The organism is Stenotrophomonas sp. YJH_SMC_133 (genome assembly GCF_059370655.1).
Genome location: NZ_JCAFTW010000002.1, coordinates 355,492 through 378,224, shown reverse-complemented (window position 1 = coordinate 378,224; position 22,733 = coordinate 355,492). Strand labels below are relative to the sequence as shown.

Annotated in this window: 23 protein-coding genes; 9 read left to right on the top strand and 14 right to left on the bottom strand. The window is 67.9% G+C overall.

Going from position 1 to position 22,733, the window contains the following annotated elements:
• Nucleotides 1-131: 131 nt before the first annotated feature.
• From AC5P78_RS04270 to AC5P78_RS04255, 4 genes are all read right to left on the bottom strand, one after another.
• On the bottom strand, nt 132-1,544 hold the full coding sequence (locus AC5P78_RS04270; RefSeq protein WP_043034035.1) for an efflux transporter outer membrane subunit: 1,413 nt from the start codon (nt 1,542-1,544) through the stop codon (nt 132-134).
• Entirely contained in the window at nt 1,541-2,623 is a 1,083-nt protein-coding gene (locus tag AC5P78_RS04265) for an HlyD family secretion protein (protein WP_012481236.1), read from the bottom strand. Before AC5P78_RS04265 ends, AC5P78_RS04270 begins: the two co-directional genes overlap by 4 nt.
• 21 nt (nt 2,624-2,644) lie before the next feature.
• Complete coding sequence (locus tag AC5P78_RS04260; protein WP_012481237.1) at nt 2,645-4,174, bottom strand: MFS transporter; 1,530 nt, start codon at nt 4,172-4,174, stop codon at nt 2,645-2,647.
• Between the two features lie 153 nt (nt 4,175-4,327).
• The gene (locus AC5P78_RS04255) at nt 4,328-5,245 is read right to left on the bottom strand and encodes a LysR family transcriptional regulator (protein WP_043034033.1); all 918 of its coding nucleotides are present in this window, start codon (nt 5,243-5,245) and stop codon (nt 4,328-4,330) included.
• A gap of 141 nt (nt 5,246-5,386) precedes the next feature.
• Between AC5P78_RS04255 and AC5P78_RS04250 the strand changes: the two genes are divergently transcribed.
• A complete protein-coding gene (locus AC5P78_RS04250; protein ID WP_005411003.1) occupies nt 5,387-5,833 on the top strand; it encodes a universal stress protein in 447 nt (148 codons plus the stop codon).
• 5 nt (nt 5,834-5,838) lie between these two features.
• On the top strand, nt 5,839-6,309 hold the full coding sequence (locus AC5P78_RS04245) for a hypothetical protein (RefSeq protein ID WP_005411004.1): 471 nt from the start codon (nt 5,839-5,841) through the stop codon (nt 6,307-6,309).
• A 39-nt stretch (nt 6,310-6,348) separates the two neighbouring features.
• On the opposite strand, the gene AC5P78_RS04240 is transcribed toward AC5P78_RS04245, so the two are convergent.
• From AC5P78_RS04240 to AC5P78_RS04215, 6 genes are all read right to left on the bottom strand, one after another.
• The gene (locus AC5P78_RS04240) at nt 6,349-7,794 is read right to left on the bottom strand and encodes a GGDEF domain-containing protein (RefSeq protein WP_099474242.1); all 1,446 of its coding nucleotides are present in this window, start codon (nt 7,792-7,794) and stop codon (nt 6,349-6,351) included.
• 188 nt (nt 7,795-7,982) lie between these two features.
• Nucleotides 7,983-8,813 (bottom strand): S-formylglutathione hydrolase, encoded by an 831-nt coding sequence (gene fghA / locus AC5P78_RS04235; RefSeq protein ID WP_049459665.1) that lies wholly within the window; start codon nt 8,811-8,813, stop codon nt 7,983-7,985.
• A 63-nt stretch (nt 8,814-8,876) separates the two neighbouring features.
• The gene (locus AC5P78_RS04230; RefSeq protein ID WP_005411007.1) at nt 8,877-9,236 is read right to left on the bottom strand and encodes a YqcC family protein; all 360 of its coding nucleotides are present in this window, start codon (nt 9,234-9,236) and stop codon (nt 8,877-8,879) included.
• 8 nt (nt 9,237-9,244) lie between these two features.
• Nucleotides 9,245-10,354: an S-(hydroxymethyl)glutathione dehydrogenase/class III alcohol dehydrogenase gene (locus tag AC5P78_RS04225; protein WP_005411008.1), complete on the bottom strand. Its 1,110-nt coding sequence runs from the start codon at nt 10,352-10,354 to the stop codon at nt 9,245-9,247.
• A gap of 59 nt (nt 10,355-10,413) precedes the next feature.
• Nucleotides 10,414-10,689: a formaldehyde-responsive transcriptional repressor FrmR gene (gene frmR / locus AC5P78_RS04220; RefSeq protein ID WP_005411009.1), complete on the bottom strand. Its 276-nt coding sequence runs from the start codon at nt 10,687-10,689 to the stop codon at nt 10,414-10,416.
• Between the two features lie 70 nt (nt 10,690-10,759).
• Nucleotides 10,760-11,665 (bottom strand): LysR family transcriptional regulator, encoded by a 906-nt coding sequence (locus AC5P78_RS04215; RefSeq protein WP_005414458.1) that lies wholly within the window; start codon nt 11,663-11,665, stop codon nt 10,760-10,762.
• A 129-nt stretch (nt 11,666-11,794) separates the two neighbouring features.
• Here AC5P78_RS04215 and AC5P78_RS04210 point away from each other — a divergent pair, with 129 nt between their 5' ends.
• Entirely contained in the window at nt 11,795-12,898 is a 1,104-nt protein-coding gene (locus AC5P78_RS04210) for an alkene reductase (RefSeq protein ID WP_049433583.1), read from the top strand.
• 101 nt (nt 12,899-12,999) lie between these two features.
• On the opposite strand, the gene AC5P78_RS04205 is transcribed toward AC5P78_RS04210, so the two are convergent.
• Nucleotides 13,000-13,677: an SMI1/KNR4 family protein gene (locus AC5P78_RS04205; protein WP_043034024.1), complete on the bottom strand. Its 678-nt coding sequence runs from the start codon at nt 13,675-13,677 to the stop codon at nt 13,000-13,002.
• A 114-nt stretch (nt 13,678-13,791) separates the two neighbouring features.
• Here AC5P78_RS04205 and AC5P78_RS04200 point away from each other — a divergent pair, with 114 nt between their 5' ends.
• Nucleotides 13,792-14,208, top strand: a complete 417-nt coding sequence (locus AC5P78_RS04200) for a VOC family protein (protein ID WP_043034099.1) — start codon at nt 13,792-13,794, stop codon at nt 14,206-14,208.
• 12 nt (nt 14,209-14,220) lie between these two features.
• Here the strand turns inward: AC5P78_RS04200 and AC5P78_RS04195 are convergent, their stop codons facing one another.
• On the bottom strand, nt 14,221-14,916 hold the full coding sequence (locus AC5P78_RS04195) for a DAPG hydrolase family protein (protein ID WP_005411014.1): 696 nt from the start codon (nt 14,914-14,916) through the stop codon (nt 14,221-14,223).
• Between the two features lie 76 nt (nt 14,917-14,992).
• Here AC5P78_RS04195 and AC5P78_RS04190 point away from each other — a divergent pair, with 76 nt between their 5' ends.
• Nucleotides 14,993-15,655, top strand: coding sequence for a TetR/AcrR family transcriptional regulator (locus AC5P78_RS04190; RefSeq protein ID WP_024956057.1), 663 nt, complete (start codon nt 14,993-14,995; stop codon nt 15,653-15,655).
• A gap of 189 nt (nt 15,656-15,844) precedes the next feature.
• Here AC5P78_RS04190 and AC5P78_RS04185 read toward each other — a convergent pair whose 3' ends face one another.
• Nucleotides 15,845-16,729 carry a LysR family transcriptional regulator gene (locus AC5P78_RS04185; RefSeq protein WP_005411016.1) on the bottom strand — a complete coding sequence of 295 codons (885 nt, stop codon included), beginning with the start codon at nt 16,727-16,729 and terminating at the stop codon, nt 15,845-15,847.
• Nucleotides 16,730-16,836: 107 nt separating this feature from the next.
• On the opposite strand from AC5P78_RS04185, the gene AC5P78_RS04180 reads away from it, so the two are divergent.
• Nucleotides 16,837-17,895 (top strand): NAD(P)-dependent alcohol dehydrogenase, encoded by a 1,059-nt coding sequence (locus AC5P78_RS04180; RefSeq protein WP_024956059.1) that lies wholly within the window; start codon nt 16,837-16,839, stop codon nt 17,893-17,895.
• 120 nt (nt 17,896-18,015) lie between these two features.
• On the opposite strand, the gene AC5P78_RS04175 is transcribed toward AC5P78_RS04180, so the two are convergent.
• Entirely contained in the window at nt 18,016-19,380 is a 1,365-nt protein-coding gene (locus AC5P78_RS04175; protein WP_005414465.1) for a glutamate--cysteine ligase, read from the bottom strand.
• A gap of 152 nt (nt 19,381-19,532) precedes the next feature.
• Between AC5P78_RS04175 and AC5P78_RS04170 the strand changes: the two genes are divergently transcribed.
• The 3 genes from AC5P78_RS04170 (at nt 19,533) to AC5P78_RS04160 (ending at nt 22,675) form a co-directional block, all read left to right on the top strand.
• The gene (locus tag AC5P78_RS04170) at nt 19,533-20,237 is read left to right on the top strand and encodes a VIT1/CCC1 transporter family protein (protein ID WP_062605649.1); all 705 of its coding nucleotides are present in this window, start codon (nt 19,533-19,535) and stop codon (nt 20,235-20,237) included.
• Nucleotides 20,234-21,058, top strand: a complete 825-nt coding sequence (locus tag AC5P78_RS04165) for a helix-turn-helix transcriptional regulator (RefSeq protein WP_005411020.1) — start codon at nt 20,234-20,236, stop codon at nt 21,056-21,058. Before AC5P78_RS04170 ends, AC5P78_RS04165 begins: the two co-directional genes overlap by 4 nt.
• A gap of 645 nt (nt 21,059-21,703) precedes the next feature.
• Nucleotides 21,704-22,675, top strand: coding sequence for an MBL fold metallo-hydrolase (locus AC5P78_RS04160; RefSeq protein WP_049396489.1), 972 nt, complete (start codon nt 21,704-21,706; stop codon nt 22,673-22,675).
• The last annotated feature ends 58 nt before the right edge of the window (nt 22,676-22,733 follow it).

Here is a 22,733-nt window from a genome sequence, read left to right as displayed (position 1 = left end):
TCCACAGCACGTGGCCCGGCGCACGACGGGCTCTGGTAGACGCCACCCTTGGTTGGCGCTCCAAAAAAACTGCCAACCAAGGTTGGCAACTACCGACGAACCGCCGGGCATGGCCCGGCGTTTCCCTATCGCTACCAGCCTCCGCCCAGCGCGCGGTACAGCTCTACACGCGCGATCGCGGCGGTGGCCTGGCTGTTGGCCAGCGCGGCCTGGTTGTCCAGTGCGATGCGCTGGGTGGTCAGCACGTCCAGCATGTCGACCACGCCGGCCTGGTACTGCCGGCGCGCCGCCCCCAGTGCCGTCTCGCTCTCATCCACTGCCACGTGCAGCTGCACCGTGCGCTGCTGCTCGGCACTGTAGCCATCCATGGCGTCATCCACTTCGTGCCATGCCTGCAGCACGGTACGGCGGAACTGCAGGGCCGACTGTTGCTGCTGCAGCCTGCTCAGCGCGAGATTGGCCTTCAGCCGTCCGCCCTGGAAGATCGGCAGGCTGATCGACGGACCGATGCTGAAACGGTGCGCGTTCCAGCCATCCAGATCATCGAGCTGCTTGGCCTGGAAGCCGGCGTCGCCATTCAAGGTGATGCGCGGCAGGAAACTGGCCTTGGCCACGCCGATGCCTGCCGTTGCCGCATGCAGTGCCGCTTCGGCACGACGGATGTCCGGGCGACGCTCGGCCAGTTCACTGGGCAGCCCCACCGCTACGGCCGGCAACGCCGGCCAGTCACGGCGTGCATCCTGCAGCTGCGCGTCCAGCGCCTGCGGCGGCTGCGCCAGCAGGAACGCCAGCGCATTGCGCAGCTGCGATTCGCGATGCCGCAACGGCGCGATGCGTGCCTGCAGCGATGCCACCTGCGCGGCCGCGCTGGACACCTGCAGCGTGCTGGCCACACCCTGGCGTTGGCGTGCTTCGGTCAGGCGCTTGATGTCGTGGGCGATGCTGAGGTTGTCCTCGGTGATCGCCAGCAGCTGCCGCGTCGCGCGCAGCTGCAGGTAATCACGCGCGGTTTCCGCCAGCAGCGCGATGCGCACTGCATGTGCATCCTCCTCGGCCATCTGCACGCGCGCGTCGGCCGCTTCCACCTGGCGCCGCACGCGGCCCCACAGGTCCAGTTCCCAGCTCAGGCCGATACCGGCCTGGAACAGCCCGTAGTCATCACGGCCGCCGTTGCCGGACGGATCATTCAGGCCCACCTCGCTGTTGCGTGCACGCACGCCACTGGCGCTCGCGCTGACGCTGGGCAGGCGATCGGCGGCGGTGATGCCGCGTGCAGCACGGCTCTGCTGCACGCGGTTGGCCGCCAGCTGCAGGTCCAGGTTGGCCGCCAGCACCTGGTTGGCCAGCTGCCCCAGCAGCGGATCGTCGAAACCGGCCCACCAGGCCGCGTCCTGGTCGATGGCGTTGCCGGCGACGGCCTCACCCTGCCAGTGGCTGGGCAGTTCCGCCTGCGGGCGTACGAAGTCCGGACCCATCGTGCAGGCAGCCAGGGCCGTGCACAGGCTGGCCGCAACGAAGGTGCGGAACACGGTGACTGCGCTCATGCGCCCTCCCCGCTCTTGTGGCCCGGACTGTGCTGCACGCTCTGCGCGCGCGCGCGGCTGCCCAGGTCAACGCTGGCTTCCACCGACATGCCGGCACGCAGCTGGTCCAGCAGCGGCTGGCCCGGCTCCAGCACGATCTTCACCGGAATGCGCTGCACCACCTTGGTGAAGTTGCCGGTGGCGTTCTCTGGTGCGACGGCAGCAAAGGTGACGCCGGTGGCTGGTGCAATGCTGTCGATGTGCCCGCGCAGCGGCTTGCCCGGGAATACGTCCACCTTCAGTTCGACCTGCTGGCCGGCCTGCATGCGGGTCATCTGCGTTTCCTGGAAGTTGGCGACCACGAAGGCGCGCTTCAGCGGCACCACCGCGGCCACCGGCGTACCGGGCGTCAGGTAGGCACCCACGCGCACCGCGCGGCGACCGACCATGCCATCGATCGGTGCGCGCAGCACGGTGTGCGACAGATCCAGTTCGGCGCGTGCCTGCGCCGCTTCCGCACGCTGCACCGCCGCCTGTGCAGCCTGCACGCCCGCGCTGAGGATGTCGGTGCGCTGGCGTGCGGTCGACAGCGCGGCCTGGCCCTGCTGCAGATGCGCACTGGCCACGGCCTGCTTCGACTGCGCCTGCTGCGCGTTCTGCACGGTACCGGCGCCGTCACGGGCCAGTTCGCGGTAACGCTGCTGGTCGGCACTGGCCAGGGTCAGTTCGGAACGGCTGACATCGACACTGGCCCTGGCCTGCGCGATCAACGAGTCCTGCTGGGCCAGTGCGGCCTGCGCATTGGCCAGCTGTGCACGGGCATTGGCGAGGTCGGCACGGGCCGCCTGCAGGGCGACCTGGTAGTCGCGGTCGTCGATGCGGGCCAGCACATCACCGGCCTTCACCGACTGGTTGTCCTCGACTTCCACGGCACTGACGAAGCCGGGAATCTTCGGCGCTACCAGGGTGTAGTCGGCCACCACGTACGCATTGTTGGTGGTCTGGTGGCCGCCATCGCGCAGCAGCAGCCACGCGCCGACGGCCAGGGCCAGCACGCCCAGGCCCAGGCCGGTGTTGAGGGTGGTTCGATTGATCGTCATGAGGGGGTTCCTGCGAAAGGTTCAGGCCACGGCACGTGGCGGATGGATGCGGGTGGGCATCCAGGCAATGAGGGGAATGAAGGCCAGCGCCACCAGTGCGACCACCCAGTACAGGTCGGCCGAAGTCAGCGCCTGCACCTGTGCATGCAGGCGCGCGCCCAGCTGCGGGCCATCGGCCAGCCACGGTTGCTCGCCAAGGCGGTCGACCAGCACGGTGGAATGGAAATGACGGCGGCCCTGGGCGACGGCATCCAGCACGCCACCGGCGAGCACGGCAGCGAAGCCCTTGACCGTGTTGAACCAGGCCGAGGCGAACGGGCCGTCCTGCGGCGCCAGGCCGCCGGTGGCCAGCATCAGCAGCGGCAGCACCGCCATCGGTTGCGCGAACACCTGCAGCAGCTGCACCCACAGGAAGTTGTCGCGGATCCAGGCCACGTCCAGGTGCGAGCCCAGCCAGCAGGCCAGCGCCAGCATCGCCAGGCCCGTGGCCTGCACCCAGCGGCAGTCCACCGCGCGGATGTTCAGCAGCGCCGCCACCAGCGGCAGCGCGATCACCTGCGGCAGCGCCACCCACAGCAGCATCGGTGCGGTCTGCAGCGGCCGGTAGCCCTGCACGCTGGCCAGGAACCCGGACGGGATCGAGATCACTGCCAGCAGCACGAACAGCACGCCGCCCAGCGTCACCAGCGAGTAGCTGAGATTGCGGTTGGCCAGCAGCTGCAGCTTGAAGAACGGCAAGGGGTGGAACCATTCATTGATCATGAACAGCACCATCAGGCCGGCACCGCCACCGATCATCAGCGTGATCATCGGCGAGTCGAACCAGTTCAGCCGCGGGCCCTGCACCAGGCCCAGCACCAGCAGCACCAGCGCCGGCAGGCCCAGCAGCAGGCCGACGCCATCGAACTGGGCGAAGCGTTCCAGCCGCAGCGGGTCCTGAGGCAGGCCCCAGCCGACCATCGCCATGGCGGCCAGGCAGTACGGCACGATCTGCCAGAACGCCCAGTGCCAGCCCACCTGCTCGACCCAGAACGCGGCCAGCGGCGTGCCCATGCTCGGGCCGAACGTCGCCGTCAGTGCGTAGCCGGCCAGGCCGTACAGCTTGATGCCCGGGGGCAGGAAGCGCAGCGCCACGCTCATCAGCAGCGGCGGCAGCGCGCCACCGCACAGACCCTGCAGCGCGCGCAGCAGCAGGAACACCTGCAGGTTCGGGGCAAGCGGGCACAGCACGCCCAGCACCATGAAGCCACCGATCATCGCCAATGCGAAGCGGCGCAGCGAGAAGGTGGCGGCACACCACGGTGCGAAGGCCATCGCGCTGACCGACATCGCGCTGTAGAGGGCGACGATCCAGCTGCCGTCGTCGACGCTGAAACCCATCGCCCCACGGATGTCGGCCAGGGCGACCTTGGTGATGTTCTCGTTGAAGCCCGACACCAGCACCGCCAGCAGCACGCCACACAGGCCGACCAGAATGCGGCGATCGAGCCCGGGGGCGGCGGCAGGACGGGGCGCTGCGGCGGCCGGGACAGCGGCGGCCGGCGTACTCATCGCCGGGCACCTATCCGTGCAGTGCACGGCATGTTGGGGGTCATTGGAATGCGCTCAGTGAAACTCCGGGGAGCGCAGTCTAGGGAGCCGGTACCCTGCGAAAAATGGCGCAACCCGCATCCCAGGCGTGCGCCAGGCGCACGCATGCAGATGTCAGCGCGGGGCCTCCCCTGCGCTTTCGCACATGGTCTTGATCGAGCGCCGCAGCCACTGGTGGGCGGCGTCGTTGTCCAGGCGTGGATGCCAGGCCTGCACGATGGCGGCGGTCCGCACCGGGATCGGCAGCGGGAACAGGCGCAGCGGCAGGCGCATGCTGACGATCCGCTCCAGCATCACGCTCGGCATCTGCGGCAGGATCAGGTCCGATTCGGCCGCCGCGAAGATCGCGCCGTGGAAGGTCGGGCTGATCAGCGCCACCCGCCGCTGCAGGCCCAGCGCGGCCAGATCATCATCGATCGGACCACGCGGCAGGCCGCGGCGCGACACCGCGATGTGGTCGCAGGCGGCAAAACGCTCGGCGCTGATCTCCTCATCGAACAACGGATGATCTTCGCGCGCGGCGCCCATGAACGAGGTACTGAACAGGTTCTGCACCTTGGTATCGGGCGCATGCTTGCCGGCCGTGCTGATGTACAGGTCGATCCGGCCCTGCGCCATCGCATCGTCATCGGTATCGCCCTCGGGCACGAAGCGCAGCACTGCGCGCGGCGCCTGCTGGCGGAACAGCTCGCGCAGGCGTCCGCCGAACCCCCCGACGAACACATCATTGGCACGCACGCTGAAGGTCCGCTCGAGCACGCGCATGTCCACTTCACGACCGGCGTTGAAGACGCGGTGGGCCTGCTCGATCACATCGCGGACCTGCTCGCGCAGCTGCAGGGCGCGGGGCGTGGGCGCCAGACCGCGGCCGGCACGCACCAGCACCGGGTCGCCCAGCGCGTTGCGGATCCGGCCCAGGGTACGGCTCATCGCCGGCGCGCTCAGGTTCATCCGGCGCGCGGCGGCGGCCACGCTGCATTCGTCAATCAGCACGTCCAGTGCCAGCAACAGGTTCAGGTCCGGCAGGGGCATGACAGTCTCCAGTAAATCAGATGACTTTACGGCACTTGCAACCACGGTGGATTGCGTTCGACGCATTCATTGACTGCCGCGCACGGCATGGGTGCGCGCGGTGACATCGGCGACCATCCCCGGCCTGCCAAGGAGACATCCATGTTCAATACCCTGCTGGTCGCCCTGGATGGTGGCCCCCAGCACGCACGCGTGCTCGACCTGGCCGCCGCCATCGCCGGCCCCCACAGCCGCCTGCACCTGCTGTGCGTGCTCGACCCCGAATTCGCGCTGGCGGCCGATGCCAGCGAAGCCGACCGCATCGAGTACCCGGAAGCCGCCCGCCAGCGCTCGCGGGCCGAAGCGGTGCTGGCCGAAGCCCTGGCCGAGCTGCGCGAACGCGGCATTGACGCCATCGCGCAGATTCCCTCCGGCGACCCGGGCGAAGTGATCAGCGAGCAGGCCCGGCGCCTGAAGTGCGACCTGATCGTCATCGGCCACCGCCACCTGTCCCGGCTGGAACGCCTGTTCGAACCCTCGATCGGGCAATGGACCATCGACCACGCGCCCTGTCCGGTGCTGGTGGAAACCCGCGACCCACAGCCCTAGCCACCATGGCCTCCCGTTCCCCGTTGTTTCCCACCCGGGTCAACTACCGCGCCTTCGGTCGACAGTTCGGCCGCGGCGAACAGGCGCTGCTGGGCGCGATACGGCAGTTGCGCGACCCCGATCTGCAGGCCGATGGCCTTGCCCAGCTGAGCGGACTCGGGCTTGGCCAGGAGGGATGCGACGCCTTCATCGGCCTGCTGCCGCTGCTGGCCACCCCCGCCGCTCCGATCGATCTGCTGCCGGCCGGCTCTCCCTTCATTGCCGCCAGCGAATTGGACCTGCTGGTCTGCCTGCTGCGCATCGCACAATGGCGGCATGCGCGGCCCCGCGAAGACGACACGCTGGCACCCTTGCGCCGGCAACTGGCACGCTGTGCGATGGCCGTGCAGGCGGCAAACCTGCCGTTGCGGCAGCGCTCGTTGTCACCGGTCGGGCTGAGGCTGCTCGATCCGACCGGCTGGTTGCGGCAGCGATAAGCCGTCGCGCCCCCCGTGTGATCGCATGCAGAGAGCTGCTCAGCAGTCCATCGTTCCGTGCGTGCTGCCCTCGTCATCCAGCACGTGCGCATGCAGGATCACCTGGTTGCGGCCAGCCCGCTTGGCGGCATACAGGCCGGCATCGGCGTCTGCCAGCAACTGATCGGCACTGGCCAGAGCCGGCGGATGCAGGTAACCCACGCCGACGCTGATGCTGACCGGGCCTTCCGGCAATGGCAGCGCTTCGACCGCTTCGCGCAGCCGCTCGGCCAGCGCCAGCACGCCCGACAACGGGCTTCCGGGCACGATGACGGCGAACTCTTCACCGCCATAACGCGCAACGCTGTCACCACCGCGACCGGCTATGGCCTTCAGCACCCCGGCCACCGCTTGCAGGCAACGATCACCGGCTGGATGGCCGTGCTGGTCGTTGAAGGCCTTGAAGTGGTCGATATCCACCAGCAGCAGGCCCAGCTCGGTGCCGCTGCGCCGTGCGCGATTCCACTCGGACGTCAGCCGTGCGTCGAACTCGCGGCGGTTGGCCACGCCGGTCAGGCCATCCTGCCGCGCCAGTTGATCCAGTGCTGCCTGGCGTTCCAGAAGATCGGTCTGCAGCAGGACGCTGCGCAGGCCGAAGCCAAGGGTGGCTACGACGAAGCCGGCAACGGCCAACGGCCGCGCATGATCGACCACCAGCGTGCCAACCACCAGCAGCAGCAATGGCAGGATGATCGGACCGGCGGCCTGCACCGTCCTCGCCAGCCGCGGGTGCGGCGTTGTGCCTGCGTCCGGCGCCGTGTCCAGCGCCAGGCAGGCGATCAGCAGGAAAGGTATGTCAATCAGCAGATCGTTGAACGCACCGAATGCATCGTCGGACGTGTAATGGTTGATGTAGTAGGCCACCAGCAGATAGGCCATCGCGTACAGCGCCAGTGCGCGGAAGAACCTGCGCCGTTCGGGCACGTCGCCGGCCAGCCATCGCACCACGGCGAACGCGGCGATACACAGGTTCTGGATGTCGAACATGCGCTGCATGTTGGACATCGCATGGGCGTCGACCTCGACACGGGCGGCGAACGATGCGGTGTGCACGAAGAACAGCACACCCAGCAGCGCCGCCATCGCCGCGTCGATCAGGCTGATGCTCAGGCGCTCGCGGCGTGCCCGCGCCAGGATGAACACCAGGGGCACGCCATACAGCACGTACAACAACAGGCTGACGCGTGGGGTGAAGTCAGCCCGGCCGGCACCCAGCGCATCCACCATGTTGAACGTCATGCCGCCGGCCCACAGCAGCAGTGCCATCGCGGTAGAACGCCAGCCCAGAGCGGCGCGGTCACGTTGCGCCCGCACCAGGCACGCGGCGGCGGCCAGCAGCGGTGCGCCGGTCAGGAAAACGAAGGAGCCTACCCCGGCGGGGCCAGGCCACAGGGCCAGCACCAGGCCATGGCACAGCACATACAGCAGCGCCAGCACTACCGGCATGCATCCCCCCGATCCGCAAGGCCGTCTACGCGCACGATAGCGCGCCGGCACGCCACAGCGGCGTGATCCACTGCGGCAAAACGACACTCCGAGTGCACCGCGATGGTAGTGCCGGCCGCTGGCCGGCAAACCCAATGAATCACAGGGCTGCAGGTTGCCGGCCAGCGGCCGGCGCTACCGGAAAGCCCTCAGCCCTGCAGGGCGCGGGCGTGGTGGGCGATGTGCTCGCCGATGAAGCTGGCGATGAAGTAGTAGCTGTGGTCGTAGCCGGGCTGCAGGCGCAGGGTCAGCGGATGGCCGGCGGCGTCGCAGGCCTGCTGCAGGCGCTGCGGCTGCAACTGGGTCTGCAGGAACTCGTCCGCCTCGCCCTGGTCGACCAGCAGCGGCAGGCGCTCGTCAGCCATAGCGATCAGCTCGCAGGCATCCCATTGCGCCCAGTCGGCCGGGTTGTCGCCCAGATAGGCATGGAAGGCCTTCTGCCCCCACGGCACGTGGCTGGGCGCGACGATCGGCGAAAACGCCGACACGCTGCGATAGCGCCCGGGGTTACGCAGCGCGATCACCAGCGCGCCATGGCCGCCCATCGAATGGCCACTGATCGCGCGCGCGTTGGTCACCGCGAAGTTCGCCTCGATCAGCGCCGGCAGCTCCTGCGCCACGTAGTCATGCATGCGGTAGTGCTTCGCCCACGGTGCGCGGGTGGCATTGAGGTAGAACCCTGCCCCCTTGCCCAGGTCGTAGCCCTCGGCATCGGCTACGTCATCACCGCGCGGGCTGGTGTCGGGCGCGACGATGATCACACCGTGCTCGGCCGCATAACGCTGCGCGCCGGCCTTGGTGATGAAATTCTGCTCGGTGCAGGTCAGGCCGCTCAGCCAGTACAGCACCGGCAGCTTCTGTGTTTCCGCCTGCGGTGGCAGGTACACGGCGAACTGCATGTCGCAGCCCAGCGTGGTCGAATGATGGCGGTAGACGTCCTGCCAGCCGCCAAAACATGCGCGGTGTTCAATGCGTTCCATGGTGCTCTCCTGCGCGGCGCGTCAGCGCACGCGTGCTTCTGGTAGATGCCGACCTTGGTCGGGTTATCCACGCCCGGCGTGGATGCCTTGGTTGATCCGTTCATCCAGCTGTGCCAGCAGGCGCAGCAATGATTCGACGCCAGGCTGGCCGTCCAGGTTGCGATACGCCGCCACCGCCACGTCGCTGCGTGGTGGCCACTGGCCGTCGGCGCGGGCTTCGTGCAGGCGCGGCAGGAATACCTGCGCAAGCCACTGCTCGAACGGCATGCCATCGTCGCTGCCGAAGGCCGAAGTCACCGCACGCGGTGGTCCCACCTCGCCGTCGACCCAGCCCAGCGCACGCAACGCCTGCTCGATCGGCACCACCAGGGCCGCGCGCGGGTCTTCCGCACGCGGCCGGCGCAGGGCATCGAACCAGCCCATGACGCGGCTCAGTAGTGGACCACCGAACGGATCGACTTGCCTTCATGCATCAGGTCGAAGGCGTCGTTGATCTTGTCCAGGTCCATGGTGTGGGTGACGAACGGAGCCAGTTCGATATCGCCCTTCATCGCATCCTCGACCATGCCCGGCAGCTGGCTGCGGCCCTTCACGCCGCCGAAGGCGGTGCCCATCCACTTGCGCCCGGTCACCAGCTGGAACGGACGGGTGGAGATCTCCTGGCCCGAACCGGCCACGCCGATCACCACGCTCTGGCCCCAGCCACGGTGCGCGCATTCCAGCGCCGCGCGCATCACGTTGACGTTGCCGATGCACTCGAAGCTGTGGTCCACGCCCCAGGTGGTCATTTCAACGATGACCTGCTGGATCGGCTTGTCGAAATCCTTCGGATTGATGCAGTCGGTGGCACCGAATTCGCGCGCCAGCTCGAACTTGGACGGGTTGGTGTCCACCGCGATGATGCGGCCGGCCTTGGCCTGGCGTGCACCCTGGATCACCGCCAGGCCGATGCCACCGAGGCCGAACACGGCCACGCTGTCGCCTTCCTGCACCTTGGCGGTGTTGTGTACCGCGCCGATGCCGGTGGTGACGCCGCAGCCGAGCAGGCAGACATGTTCCGGGTTGGCGTCCGGGTTGATCTTGGCCAGCGAGACTTCGGCAACGACGGTGTACTCGCTGAAGGTCGAGCAACCCATGTAGTGGTACAGCGGCTCACCGTTGTAGCTGAAGCGGCTGGTGCCATCGGGCATCACACCCTTGCCCTGGGTGGCGCGCACGGCCACGCACAGGTTGGTCTTGCCGCTCTTGCAGAACAGGCACTCGCCGCACTCGGCGGTGTACAGCGGAATCACGTGGTCGCCGGGCTTGACGCTGGTCACACCCTCGCCGACCTCCACCACGATGCCGGCACCTTCATGGCCCAGCACCACCGGGAACAGGCCTTCCGGGTCATCGCCGGACAGGGTGAACGCATCGGTGTGGCAGACACCGGTATGGGTGATCTTCACCAGCACCTCGCCTGCCTTCGGCGGGGCGACGTCGATCTCGACGATCTGCAGCGGCTGGCCGGGACCAAAGGCGACGGCGGCACGGGATTTCATGGGTGGACTCTCCAGAGACAGGCAATGACAGGATGGGCGGCGCCATGTTGCGCCATCGTTTATTTCAGGTACGAGCGGATCAACGCGCTCATGTCGCGCACGCGTTCGGCGCGTTGTTCATCGGAGGCTGCGGGTTGCCCGAACTCCTCGCGCAGATGAGCCTCCATCACCTCGGACATCAGGCCGTTGACCGCGCCACGGATGGCGGCGATCTGCTGCAGCACCGGCCCGCAGTCGGCGCCGGCTTCCAGCGCGCGGTCCAGCGCATCGCACTGGCCGCGGATGCGGCGCACGCGGGCCAGGACCTTTTTCTTCTCTTCGGGGGAGTGCGGCATGGCGGGCCATCTCGGAACTATACTGGGGGACAGTATACAAGCCGAAGTCACGAACTCAATCCTGGCCGGCTCAATCGAACAATCCCTCACCCGCCAACCGGGTCAGTTCATCCACCACGTAGCGCACCTTGGGCCGCAGGTGGCGCGTCGGTGGCCACAGCGCGTGGATATCGATGTGCCGTTGCATGTGCGCATCCAGCACCGACCGCAGCGCGCCGGAATCCAGGTGACGGCGTACCAGTGAAACCGGCATCTGGCAGATACCAAGCCCGGCGATGGCCGCCTCGATCACCGCGTCGCCGTCATTGAGTTGATACGGCGCATTCGGGATGAATGTCCCTTCGTCCTCCTCGCTACCGATCCGCCACCACACCGGTTGCCCGTGGCGGAAGCCAACAATGCTGCGGTGCTGCGCCAGTTCCTCCACCGTGCGTGGCACGCCGTGCGCCTGCAGGTACTCCGGCGATGCGCAGGTGACCAGTCGCTGACGCCCCAGCCGCCGCGCCACCAGATGCTCGGCCTGGTGCAGCCCGCCGAAGCGGATCAGCAGGTCGATGCCTTCCTCGACGGGATCGACGAAATGATCGGTGAAGGTCATCGTCAACTGCAGGTCCGGGTACTGCCGGCACAGCCGCAACAGCACCGGCAGCACCACCAGGCGCCCGAACGAGGATGGCATGTCGATGCGCAGCCGCCCGCTGGGCAGGCCGGCCGAACCCAGGCAGGCCTCGGCGGCGGAGATTTCTTCCAGCGCCGCCGCGCACGATGCGTAGTACGCCTCGCCATCGGTGGTCAGCGCGATGCGCCGCGTGGTGCGGTGGAACAGGCGCACCCCCAGCCGCGCTTCCAGCCGGGCGATGGCCTTGCCCACCGCCGAGCGCGAGATGCCCAGCGCGTCGGCGGCCTCGGTGAAGCTGCCTGAGCGGGCCGTGGTGACGAACGTGACCAGGCCATTCAACGATTCCAGCGGCAGCATCGTTCGCGCTCCATTGGGGACAAATAGTCCCGCACCCAGGGAGATCGAAGCGCTTTATGCGCCCGCATGTCAACTCCATCCTGTGTGCATCGCGCCGCTGGCGCCTTCCCCCGCATCGAGATGACCGACATGACCGCCGCCCTGTTCCGCCCCTTCGACCTTGCAGGCACTTCCCTGCGCAACCGCATCGCGATGGCGCCGATGACCCGTGCCCGCAACCCCGGAGCGGTCGCCAACGAACTCACCGCGCAGTACTACCGGCAGCGCGCCAGCGCCGGCCTGATCATCAGCGAAGGCACGCCTGTCTCGCCGCAGGGCCAGGGCTACATCGACGTGCCGGGCATCTGGTCGGCCGAGCAGGTGGCCGGGTGGAAGCGTGTCACCGAGGCGGTGCATGCCGCACAGGGCACGATCTTCGCCCAGCTCTGGCACGTCGGCCGCATGTCGCATTCCTCGCTGCAGCCCGGCGGTGGGCAACCGGTCAGCGCCGGTACCCGCCCGGTGGCCAGCGCACCGAAGAACACCTCGTTCGTGTACCTGGACGATGGCAGCCGCGGCCACGCCGATCCCACTCCGGCACGTGCACTGGAGACTGCGGAGATCCCCGGTATCGTCGACGACTTCGTGCGCGGGGCAGACAACGCCATTGCGGCCGGCTTCGACGGCATCGAACTGCATGCCGCCAACGGTTACCTGTTCGAGCAGTTCCTCAACCCGCTCATCAACCAGCGTGATGATCGCTACGGCGGCTCGCTGCCCAATCGTGCGCGCTTGATCCTGGAAACCGTCGATGCGATGGCGCAGCGTATCGGTGCGCATCGCATCGGCGTGCGCCTGGCACCGAACAACCTCACCTTCGACATGCCGTTCTACCCCGACAACGAAGCCACCTATCTGTACCTGGCCGAGGAACTGGGCAAGCGTGGGCTGGCCTACGTGCACCTCAACGACAACCTGCAGGCGGGCCGGTCGGTGCTGGGCGAGGCGTTTCTGCGGCAGTTCAGGCAGGCCTACGGTGGCACCGTCATCCTGGCAGGTGGCATGACCCGCGAACGCGCCCTGCAGCTGGTCGAAGCGGGCACCATCGACCTGGCCGCGTTCGGCCAGCCGTTCATCGCCAACCCGGATCTGGTCGAACGCCTGCAGCGCAACATCGCGTTGGCCACGCCCGACCGCAGCACCTATTACGGTGGCGGCGAAGCAGGCTACCTCGACTACCCGGCCGCGGGCTGATCCCCCACGGGGTCGGAGCCCTTTCCAACGGAAAGGGCTCTGACCCCTGTTCGGCGCACAAGGCGTCAGAGCCACGCTGCGCGCGGATCCGACCCCGGCCTTCAGGCGTCCTCGCGCACGTAGGCGAACGACTCGTCCAACCGCTCGAAGCCGATCACCTCAGCGACGATGGCCTGTGCATCCTCGTCGCTGATGTTTCCTTCAGCGATATCGTCAACGCGGGCGAACAGCCGCTGCAGGGCTGCGTACTGGTCATCGCGCAGGAACGGCTGGTGGCTCTGCAGCCAGCGCCGCAGGTTGCTGGCCAGCTCGCCGTGCGACAGCAGCGTGTACGGCCCCTGGTAGTCAGCAACGGCTTCGACCATCTTGCGGAACAGGAAATCCTGATAGCTGGCGGCCAGCACATCGGCACGATCATCGTCATGCCACGCCAGCACGACGGGGGGCTCGGCAAAGCCGGGCGCGTTGCTCCAGAAGCAGTAGCTGTCGCCGCCGCCGGTCCGCGCAAAGGGCAGCAACTGCAGGTCAGTGCGCAGGGGATTGTAATGATCCTCCGCGGTCAGCTCCTGCCACGCCTCGAGCAGTTCATCGTGTTCCAACGGCTCATAGTCCTGGGCATACAGCAGCACCGGCGGATCCGCCTGCAGCGTCGGGAATACCACCTCGGACCATTCCGGATGTGGGGCACCCCAACTCAACCGATCCGCTGCATGCAGCTGCTTGAACAGGGGCGGGAAGGACTGGCCGGTGGCCTGCTCGATGCCGGATAGCGCGCTCATGGATGTCCTTGTCGATGGAGACCGCCCAGCTTGCCCGAATCCGCGCAGGAGATGAACCGGCCGCAGCACGCGGCAGGACTAGACTGCGACCACCGGATGCCGCCCATCGCTGCCATGAACCCCACTGCCCACAGCTTCATCGTCAACCTCGACGTGCCCGACCTGGCCGCCGCCGAAGACTTCTACATCCGGGCCTTCGGCCTGCGCATCGGCCGCCGTCTCGGCCCGGGCGCCGTGGAGCTGCTCGGTGGGCCAACGCCGCTCTACCTGCTGCACAACGACGCCGGCAGCGCCGCCACCGAAGACGGCGACGTGCGCGACTACGAGCGCCATTGGACGCCGCTGCACCTGGATTGGGTGGTGGATGACATCGAAGCCGCGCTGGTACGTGCAGTCGCAGCCGGAGCGACGCTCGAGCAATCCATACGCGAGCGTCGCTGGGGGCACATCGCCGTGCTGGCCGATCCGTTCGGCCACGGCTTCTGCCTGATCCAGTTCAGCGGCGAAGGCTACGACGCACTGGTCGAATGACCGCTGCACCGCTCACCACGGCAACGGCACCGCTTCGCCGTTGGCGCGCTCACCGTAGTACAGCGACGGCAGCAGGCGCGAGAGGAAACTGAACTCCGTGTAGCAGTGCTTGAGCAGGCCCAGCCCGACCGCATCGCCGGCATCGCGGTGCGGATCGGTGCTGTCCAGGCCGAGCACGAAGCGGCTGCGCAGCACACAGCCAAACGGCGTATCGCGTGCGACGTGCAGCATCTGCCCGTCGCAGGGGTCAGCGTTTGCATCCAGGCGGACCTGGTCGCCGAAGCCGATGCGCGCGGCGATCACCGCCGATACATCGCCTGCATCCTGTGCCGCCTGCAGGCGCTCGGGCACCAGCAACGTGCGCGGGTCATGGAACTTCAGGCGCGCCGCCACCGGCGGAATGTCGGCCAGCGATTCCACCGCATGGATGCTGGCGCCGTGGTAGCTGCGCCCGCGCTGCCAGGCCGCGTCCCAGCCGCGATGCTCGACATGATCGACCGGATGCCACCAGCGGATGTGCTGGGTGGTCTCGAAGAAGGTGAACCACCAGTCGAGCATGCGGCCCTTGCAGCCGTGCAGATCGGTGCGCACCGCCACCAGCAGGGTGCCGTCTTCGCGGCGCTGGATGCCGGTCTCCAGATGCATCGGCGCCGGGTCGAGCAGATCGTGGTGGTCCAGCCAGGCGCGGGCGTTCACAGCGGTATCCATCGGGGTCTCCTGCGGTGTTGGGAGTCCCGACAATACGGAAACGATATTCGTTTCGCAATTGTCCGGATGCGGTAAGATGGGCGCAATGAACAGCACCACCGTGCCCGAGCCCACATCACCGACCCGCCGCCGCGGCCGCCCTGCGCGGCCGGAAGCCGAAGTCCGCCACGCCGTGCTGCAGGCCACGCTGGAACTGCTGCTGGCGCAGGGCTACGAGGCCACCACCATCGAAGCGGTGGCGGCGCACGCCGGGGTGGCGAAGAAGACCGTCTACCGCCACGCCAGCAACCGCGAGGAACTGGTTGGGTTGGCGGTGCGTGAGTGGACCGACGGCTTCGCGCCACAACTGCAGCGCGATGCGCGCAATGCCCAAGAGGTCGTGCCGTTGCTGCAGGACATCCTGCACGCGGTGTGCGCGCAGGCGCTGTCGGCGCAGGCGGTGCAGGTATTCCGCCTGCTGGCCACCGACTTTCCCGGCAAGGACGCGCTGCTGCAGGCCTATCTGGACAACGGCATCGAACGCGGCCGTGCGCTGCTGGCCGACTGGCTGGCGCGCCAGCAACAGCGTGGGCTGCTACGCGAGGGAGATCCTGTTCGCATGGCGCGATTGCTGCTGGCGATGGCCGTGGCCGAGCCGCTGCGCGAACGCGTGATCGGTGTGGTGGCCGAGGATGCGCCGGTGGACGTGCACCTGCGCGACTGCGTGGCGTTCTTGGCGCCGGTGTTGCAGGCGCCGTAAGGTTGCTCCATCCACGCGTGGCGTGGATCTACCGGCCGGTCCCGATTCGTTGGTCGGCAATGGCCTTGCCCGGTGGGTGCCGACCGTTGGTCGGCAATGGCCTTGCCCGGTGGGTGCCGACCGTTGGTCGGCAATGGCCTTCCACGGTGGGTGCCGACCGTCGGTCGGCACCACATCATCCATCGCAACTCACTCGCGCAGCATGTCCACGAACGCGCGCAACGCACCGGGCATCTGCCGCTGCTTCGGGTAGTACAGCGCGAAGCCGGCGAACGGTTCGCTCCAGTCTTCCAGCACTGCCACCATCTGGCCGGATTCGATGTACGGGCGGGCGGTGTCTTCCAGGACATAGGCCAGGCCGATGCCATCGAGTACCGCTCTGACCACGGTGCCCTGCTCGCACAGCGTCAGCCGCCCCGGTACATCGATCTCCAGCGCCTGCCCACCGCGCTCGAACTGCCACTTGTACAGATGCCCGCTGGCGAAGCGGAAGCGGATGCATTCGTGTGTGGCCAGGTCGCGCGGATGCTGTGGCGCCGGGCGCCGCCGCAGGTAGTCCGGCGAGCCGACAATCAAGCCACGCAGCGGTGGGCCCATCGGCACCGCCACCATGTCCTCGGGTACGAACTCGTGCAGGCGCACGCCGGCGTCGTAGCCTTCGGCAACGATATCGACCAGGCCATCGTTCTCGGTCAGCTCCACCCGCACGTCGGGATGGGCGTGCAGGAAGCGCGCCAGCCGTGGCCCCAACTGGGTCGGCACTGCGGCGCGGGTAGCATTGATACGCAGCAGGCCTGCCGGCGCGGCGCGGAACTGGTTCATCTCCTCCAGCGCGTCATTCACCTGGCCCAGCGCGGGCTGCAGGCGTTCCAGCAGGCGCTGCCCGGCCTCGGTCAGGGCCACGCTGCGGGTGGTGCGATGGAACAGGCCCACGCCCAACCGTTCCTCCAGCGCGCGGATCGCATAGCTCACCGCCGAGGTCGACAGCGCCAGCTCGGCGCCGGCACGGCGGAAGCTGCGGTGACGGGCGACCGCCGCGAACGCGGCCAGGTGGGTGAGATTGTCAGTGGCCATGATTGTGCAGTTTCACTTGATGAATCATGCCGATATCCGTGCTTCTTACGGCTGGGTACGGGGCGTATTGTAAAACGCCTTTCGACAAACCCTGCCAAGGATTCCCCATGTCCCTCGCCCGTGGTTACGCCGCCCACTCCCATACCGACCCGCTGGTGCCCTTCGAGTTCGAACGCCGCGCGGTCGGCCCGGACGATGTGCGCATCGAGATTCTCTACAGCGGCATCTGCCACTCCGACCTGCACCAGGCCCGCGACGACTGGGGTGGCTCGATCTACCCGATGGTGCCGGGCCACGAGATCATCGGCCGCGTGACCGAGGTCGGCAGCAACGTCACCCGCTTCAAGGTCGGCGACCACGCCGGCGTCGGCTGCATGGTCGACTCCTGCCGCCACTGCGATGCCTGCGAGCACGACCTGGAGCAGTACTGCGCAGAGGGCGCGACCTGGACCTACAACGGCCGTGAACGCGAAAGCGGCGCGCCGACCTACGGCGGCTATTCCGACCACGTGGTGGTCGAACAGCGCTTCGTGGTGAAGGTGTCCGACACCCTCGACCTGAAGGCCGCCGCCCCGCTGCTGTGCGCCGGCATCACCACCTGGTCGCCGCTGCGCCACTGGAAGGTCGGCCCGGGCCAGAAGGTCGGCGTGATCGGCCTCGGTGGCCTCGGCCACATGGGCGTGAAGTTCGCCAAGGCACTCGGCGCGCACGTGGTGATGATCACCACCACGCCGGAAAAGGGTGCCGACGCCAAGCGCCTGGGCGCCGATGAGGTGCTGGTCTCGCGCGATGCCGCGCAGATGAAGGCGCACGCGGGCAGCTTCGACTTCCTGCTCAACACCATCCCCGTCGGCCATGACACCAACCCGTACATGGGCCTGCTCAAGCGTGAAGCCACCATGTGCCTGGTCGGCGTGCTGACCGAACTGGACCCGCCGCTGACCGGTGGCAGCGTGATCTTCGGCCGCAAGCACCTGACCGGCTCGGCGATCGGCGGCATGGCTGAAACCCAGGAAATGATGGACTTCTGTGCCGAGCACGGCATCGTCAGCGATGTGGAGATGATCGACATCAAGAACGTCAACGAGGCCTGGGAACGCATGGCGAAGAACGATGTGCGCTACCGCTTCGTGATCGACATGGCGACGATGAAGAACGCGGCCTGATCCAGGGCAGATGCGAAAAAGAAAAACCCCGGCAATGCCGGGGTTTTTTCTGGTAGTGCCGGCCGCTGGCCGGCGCCCCCGCCTGGCTGCCGGCCAGCGGCCGGCACTACCGCAATCCACTCAGTACGCGAACTCGCGGAACACCGGATCGACGTCGCCGTGCCAGCGGCCATGGAACAGCGCCAGCTTGCGCTCGGCCGGGGTCAGCCCGGATTCGACGATCTCCTGCAGCACGTCCAGGAACTTGCTCTCGTCCTGGCCGTCGGCATTGCGCGCCGCGCGGCGCTTGAGGCCTTCGACGGAAATCTTCACGGCTTCGCGGGCCAGGTCGCGCACCGTGCCATTGCGGAACGGCAGGCTCATCGCATGCTTCGGCACGCCGTCGCGCAGTGCATGGCGCTCGGCCAGGGTGAAGTCACGCACCAGGTCCCACGCAGCGTCCAGCGCAGCGTCGTCGTACAGCAGGCCGACCCAGAATGCCGGCAGCGCACACAGGCGGCTCCACGGACCACCATCGGCGCCGCGCATTTCCAGGTACTTCTTCAGGCGCACTTCCGGGAACGCGGTGGTCATGTGGTCCGACCAGTCGCGCAGCGTCGGCAGCGCGCCCGGCAGCACCGGCAGCCTGGCCTGCATGAAATCGCGGAAGCTCTGCCCGCTGGCGTCGTGGTAGATGCCATCGCGGTAGGAGAAATACATCGGCACGTCGAGCAGGTAATCGACATAGCGCTCGTAACCGAAGCCATCCTCGAACACGAAGTCGAGCATGCCGGTGCGGTCAGCGTCGGTGTCGGTCCAGATGTGCGAGCGGTAGCTCAGGTAGCCGTTGGGCTTGCCTTCGGTGAACGGCGAATCGGCGAACAGCGCGGTGGCGATCGGCTGCAGCGCCAGCGATACGCGGAACTTCTTCACCATGTCCGCTTCGGTGGCGTAGTCCAGGTTCACCTGTACCGTGCAGGTGCGGGTCATCATGTCCAGGCCGAGCGAACCGACCTTGGGCATGTACGAACGCATGATCTTGTAGCGGCCCTTGGGCATCCAGGGCATCTCGTCGCGCTTCCACTTCGGCTGGAAGCCCATGCCGAGGAAACCCAGCTGCAGTTCGCCGGCCACCTGTGCCACTTCGTTGAGGTGGGTGCCGGTCTCCACGCAGGTCTGGTGGATGGTCTCCAGCGCCGCGCCGGACAGTTCCAGCTGACCGGCCGGTTCCAGCGTCACCGAGGCGCCATCGCGCAGCAGGGCGATCGTGTTGCCGTTCTCCTGCACCGGCTCCCAGCCGAAGCGGACCAGGCCGTTGAGCAGCGCTTCGATGCCGCGCTCGCCTTCGAAGGTCGGCGGGCGCAGGTCATCCAGGCGGAACCCGAACTTCTCGTGCTCGGTGCCGATGCGCCACTGCGCGCGGGGCTTCTCGCCGGAGGCGATCACCTCCACCAGCTGCGAGCGGTCGGTAATGGGGGTATCGGCGACGTGGCTGGGGCTCGACAAGGGAAAGGCTCGCTGGACGGTGGCGGGGGATGTGGGGCTCGCGGCCTTCCATCGCAAGGGCGCACTATAGCGTGGCACCCCGTTGCGTCATGCGACGGTGACGGGTTTCAGCATCCTACCGACGCCCTCTTGACCCTCGTACACTCAGAGCCATGAGCCGCCATTCGCGACACCCCGAACTGCATCGCTCCGAGCGCGTCGGCTGGCTGCGAGCCGCCGTGCTGGGCGCCAACGATGGCATCGTCTCGGTGGCTGGCCTGGTGGTCGGCGTGGCCGCCAGCGGCGCCTCGGCTGCGACCATCCTGGCCACCGGCGTGGCAGGTACCGTGGCCGGCGCGATGTCGATGGCGGCGGGCGAATATGTCTCGGTGCAGACCCAGGCCGACACCGAAGCGGCCGACCTGGCAATGGAAAAGCGCGAGCTGCGCGACGATCCGCACAGCGAACTGGAGGAGCTGGCCGCGATCTACCGCCACCGCGGCCTGGAGCCTGCGCTGGCGCGGCAGGTGGCCGAACAGCTCACCGCCCACGATGCGCTGGGTGCCCACGCCCGCGACGAACTGGGCATCACCGATACCCTGCGCGCCCGCCCGCTGCAGGCAGCGCTGGCCTCGGCCGGTGCGTTCACCTGCGGTGCGGCGCTGCCAGTGCTGACCGCCCTGCTGGCGCCGGTCGACAAGGTCGCACTGATGACCACGGCCAGTACCCTGCTCGGCCTGTGCCTGACCGGCGCGGTGGCAGCCCAGGCCGGCGGCGCCCCGCCGGTACGCGGCGCGATCCGCGTGATGTTCTGGGGTGCACTGGCAATGGCCGCCGCTGCAGGCGTCGGTCGCCTATTCGGCGCCCCGGTGACATGACCGGCATGCTGCCGCCAGTTACCGCACTGCTGGCCGAGATGGCCAGTCTGGCCGGCTGCGCACGCGCCGAAGGTTATGCGTGCATCACCGCTCGGCGCGAACATGGCGCCAGCTCGGTGGAGATTCCGCAACCGCAGTTCGCGATCCTGCTGGAAGGCCGCAAGCAGGTGCGTACCGCGCACCAGTCGCTGGAGTTCATCCCCGGCGACATCCTGCTGCTGACCCAGCGCTGCCGCATCGATGTAGTCAACACCCCCGACCCACGCAGTGGCCGCTACCTCAGCGCCATCGTGCCGCTGTGTGCCGAAGTGCTGGCGGCCGCTCGCACGCTGTGGAGCGAGGAGCTTCCCGCGCCAGGCCAGGCGATGGCGCGACTGCCGTTGATCGATCATGGCGCGGTGCTGCGCCAGTGGCGGCAATCGCTGCAGGACGGCCGTTACAGCGAAGCGCGGCTGGCCCTGGCCTCGCTGGTACTGACCTTGTGCCGGCAGGGCCACGGCAACCTGCTGCTGCCGCAGGCACCGAGCCTGGGCGAACAGATCCGCGACCGCATCGCCGCCGAACCAGCACGCGACTGGCAATCACGCGATGTGGAAGAACAGTTCGCGCTGAGCGGCGCGACCCTGCGCCGTCGCCTCGCCGCCGAGGACACCAGCCTGCGCCAGCTGCTCACCGAGGCACGGCTGGCGCATGGCATGCAGCTGCTCTACACGACGGACCTGCCGTTGAAGACCGTGGCAGCGCGCGCGGGCTACCGGTCTGCGGCGAGTTTCAGCAAGCGCTTCGCCGAGCAGTACGGACTGGCTCCCACAGACATTTGAGGGGGTTCGGCAGGGCTGCGCCCTGCACCCGCCGAAGCGAGAGCAGGAGCCGGAGCAACAGCAACAGCAACAGCAACAGCAACAGCAACAGCGTGCATTCCGTGGGATGGCGGGGCGGTGTGGGTGGGCAGGACACGCCGTAAACCCATCCATGGGGGCTCGATGGCGCCATCCATGGCGCCAACGGTCCTGCCCACCCACACCGCCCCACCTCTGACAGATCTTCGCGACTGTTGGTAGGTGTCGACCTTGGTCGACACATCTGTCAGATATCGAATGAAACTCTGGGGTCAGATCCGTTTTCCTGCGGAAAACGGATCTGACCCCACGAGCTGACAGATCGCGGAAAACTGTCGAAGGCGGGGTGGGTCCGGTTGCGGGAGTGTCCGCGGCATGGATGCCGCGGCCAAGCCCCCATGGACGGGTTTACGGCGTCTCCCGCAACCGGACCCACCCCGCCATCCAACAGGAAACCAGCTTTTGCTTCGGCCGTTGCCGTTGCCATTGCCTCTGCGGGTGCAGGGCGCAGCCCTGCAGACAACACCCCTTCCCTGAGCATTCCGCGCAGTGGTTTGAGCGCCGTGCACACGCCGGCCACGGCACTCTGGGCACAACGGAACCGCCCGTCATCCACCGAGAACCGCCATGACCCTGCGTCCCCTGCCGCTGCGCGGCGCCCTGCTGCTGGCCCTGTCGTCCCTGCCGCTGGTCGCGCTGGCCGAGGCCACTTCGCCCGCCCCCACCCAGCAGGTGCCTGGTGTCTATCACCAGCGCATCGGTGCGCTGCAGGTCACCGCCCTGTTCGACGGCGTGGTCGCGCTCGGCCGGCAGGAAGTGGTGGACGTGCCGCCGACGCTGGTCAGCCGCCTGCTGGAAGGCCGTTACGTGCCGGAAGACAAGAAGGGCCTGCAGACCGCGATCAATGCGTTCCTGATCCGCCAGGGCAACCACCTGACCCTGGTCGACACCGGCACCGCGCAGTGCTTTGGCCCCGGCCTGGGCCAGGTGCTGGGCAATCTGCGCGCCTCCGGCGTCGACCCGGCCGAGGTGGATGAGGTGCTGCTGACCCACGCCCATCCGGACCACCTGTGCGGCGTACTCGACGCGCAGGGCAAGCCGGCCTATCCCAATGCCACGGTGTGGCTGTCCAAGGCCGATGCCGATTACTGGCTCAACCCGGCCAGCGAGGGCACCGCGCCAAAGGGCGTGCGCTTCGCCTTCCCGCTGGCACGCAATGCGGTCGCGCCATACCAGGCCAGCGGCCACCTGCGCACCTTCAGCCCCGGCGACGCCCTGCCCGGCGGCGCGGTGGCGATGGACACCCATGGCCATACGCCCGGCCATGTCTCTTACCGGTTCGACAGCCAGGGCCAGTCACTGCTGGTATGGGGTGATGTGCTGCACTTCCATGCGGTGCAGTTCGCGCACCCGGAGGCGGCATTCGAGGCCGATTCGGACCGCACAGCGGCCATCGCCAGCCGTCGCGGGCTGCTGCAGCAGGCCACCGCCAACGGCTGGTGGGTAGCCGGTGCGCACCTGCCCTTCCCCGGCCTGGGCCATGTGCGTGGCGAGGGCAAGGCCTATGCGTGGGTGCCGGCGGAGTATTCGCCGTTGTAAGGGTGTGCCGACCAAGGTCGGCACCCACCGATCGGGTAGCGCCCGGCTGCCAGCCGGG

Bases quoted from the DNA above. Each gene is read 5' to 3' on its own strand.
- AC5P78_RS04270 (WP_043034035.1), bottom strand. From the start codon at position 1,544: ATGAGCGCAGTCACCGTGTTCCGCACCTTCGTTGCGGCCAGCCTGTGC.
- AC5P78_RS04265 (WP_012481236.1), bottom strand. From the start codon at position 2,623: ATGACGATCAATCGAACCACCCTCAACACCGGCCTGGGCCTGGGCGTG.
- AC5P78_RS04260 (WP_012481237.1), bottom strand. From the start codon at position 4,174: ATGAGTACGCCGGCCGCCGCTGTCCCGGCCGCCGCAGCGCCCCGTCCT.
- AC5P78_RS04255 (WP_043034033.1), bottom strand. From the start codon at position 5,245: ATGCCCCTGCCGGACCTGAACCTGTTGCTGGCACTGGACGTGCTGATT.
- AC5P78_RS04250 (WP_005411003.1), top strand. From the start codon at position 5,387: ATGTTCAATACCCTGCTGGTCGCCCTGGATGGTGGCCCCCAGCACGCA.
- AC5P78_RS04245 (WP_005411004.1), top strand. From the start codon at position 5,839: ATGGCCTCCCGTTCCCCGTTGTTTCCCACCCGGGTCAACTACCGCGCC.
- AC5P78_RS04240 (WP_099474242.1), bottom strand. From the start codon at position 7,794: ATGCCGGTAGTGCTGGCGCTGCTGTATGTGCTGTGCCATGGCCTGGTG.
- fghA (WP_049459665.1), bottom strand. From the start codon at position 8,813: ATGGAACGCATTGAACACCGCGCATGTTTTGGCGGCTGGCAGGACGTC.
- AC5P78_RS04230 (WP_005411007.1), bottom strand. From the start codon at position 9,236: ATGGGCTGGTTCGATGCCCTGCGCCGGCCGCGTGCGGAAGACCCGCGC.
- AC5P78_RS04225 (WP_005411008.1), bottom strand. From the start codon at position 10,354: ATGAAATCCCGTGCCGCCGTCGCCTTTGGTCCCGGCCAGCCGCTGCAG.
- frmR (WP_005411009.1), bottom strand. From the start codon at position 10,689: ATGCCGCACTCCCCCGAAGAGAAGAAAAAGGTCCTGGCCCGCGTGCGC.
- AC5P78_RS04215 (WP_005414458.1), bottom strand. From the start codon at position 11,665: ATGCTGCCGCTGGAATCGTTGAATGGCCTGGTCACGTTCGTCACCACG.
- AC5P78_RS04210 (WP_049433583.1), top strand. From the start codon at position 11,795: ATGACCGCCGCCCTGTTCCGCCCCTTCGACCTTGCAGGCACTTCCCTG.
- AC5P78_RS04205 (WP_043034024.1), bottom strand. From the start codon at position 13,677: ATGAGCGCGCTATCCGGCATCGAGCAGGCCACCGGCCAGTCCTTCCCG.
- AC5P78_RS04200 (WP_043034099.1), top strand. From the start codon at position 13,792: ATGAACCCCACTGCCCACAGCTTCATCGTCAACCTCGACGTGCCCGAC.
- AC5P78_RS04195 (WP_005411014.1), bottom strand. From the start codon at position 14,916: ATGGATACCGCTGTGAACGCCCGCGCCTGGCTGGACCACCACGATCTG.
- AC5P78_RS04190 (WP_024956057.1), top strand. From the start codon at position 14,993: ATGGGCGCAATGAACAGCACCACCGTGCCCGAGCCCACATCACCGACC.
- AC5P78_RS04185 (WP_005411016.1), bottom strand. From the start codon at position 16,729: ATGGCCACTGACAATCTCACCCACCTGGCCGCGTTCGCGGCGGTCGCC.
- AC5P78_RS04180 (WP_024956059.1), top strand. From the start codon at position 16,837: ATGTCCCTCGCCCGTGGTTACGCCGCCCACTCCCATACCGACCCGCTG.
- AC5P78_RS04170 (WP_062605649.1), top strand. From the start codon at position 19,533: ATGAGCCGCCATTCGCGACACCCCGAACTGCATCGCTCCGAGCGCGTC.
- AC5P78_RS04165 (WP_005411020.1), top strand. From the start codon at position 20,234: ATGACCGGCATGCTGCCGCCAGTTACCGCACTGCTGGCCGAGATGGCC.
- AC5P78_RS04160 (WP_049396489.1), top strand. From the start codon at position 21,704: ATGACCCTGCGTCCCCTGCCGCTGCGCGGCGCCCTGCTGCTGGCCCTG.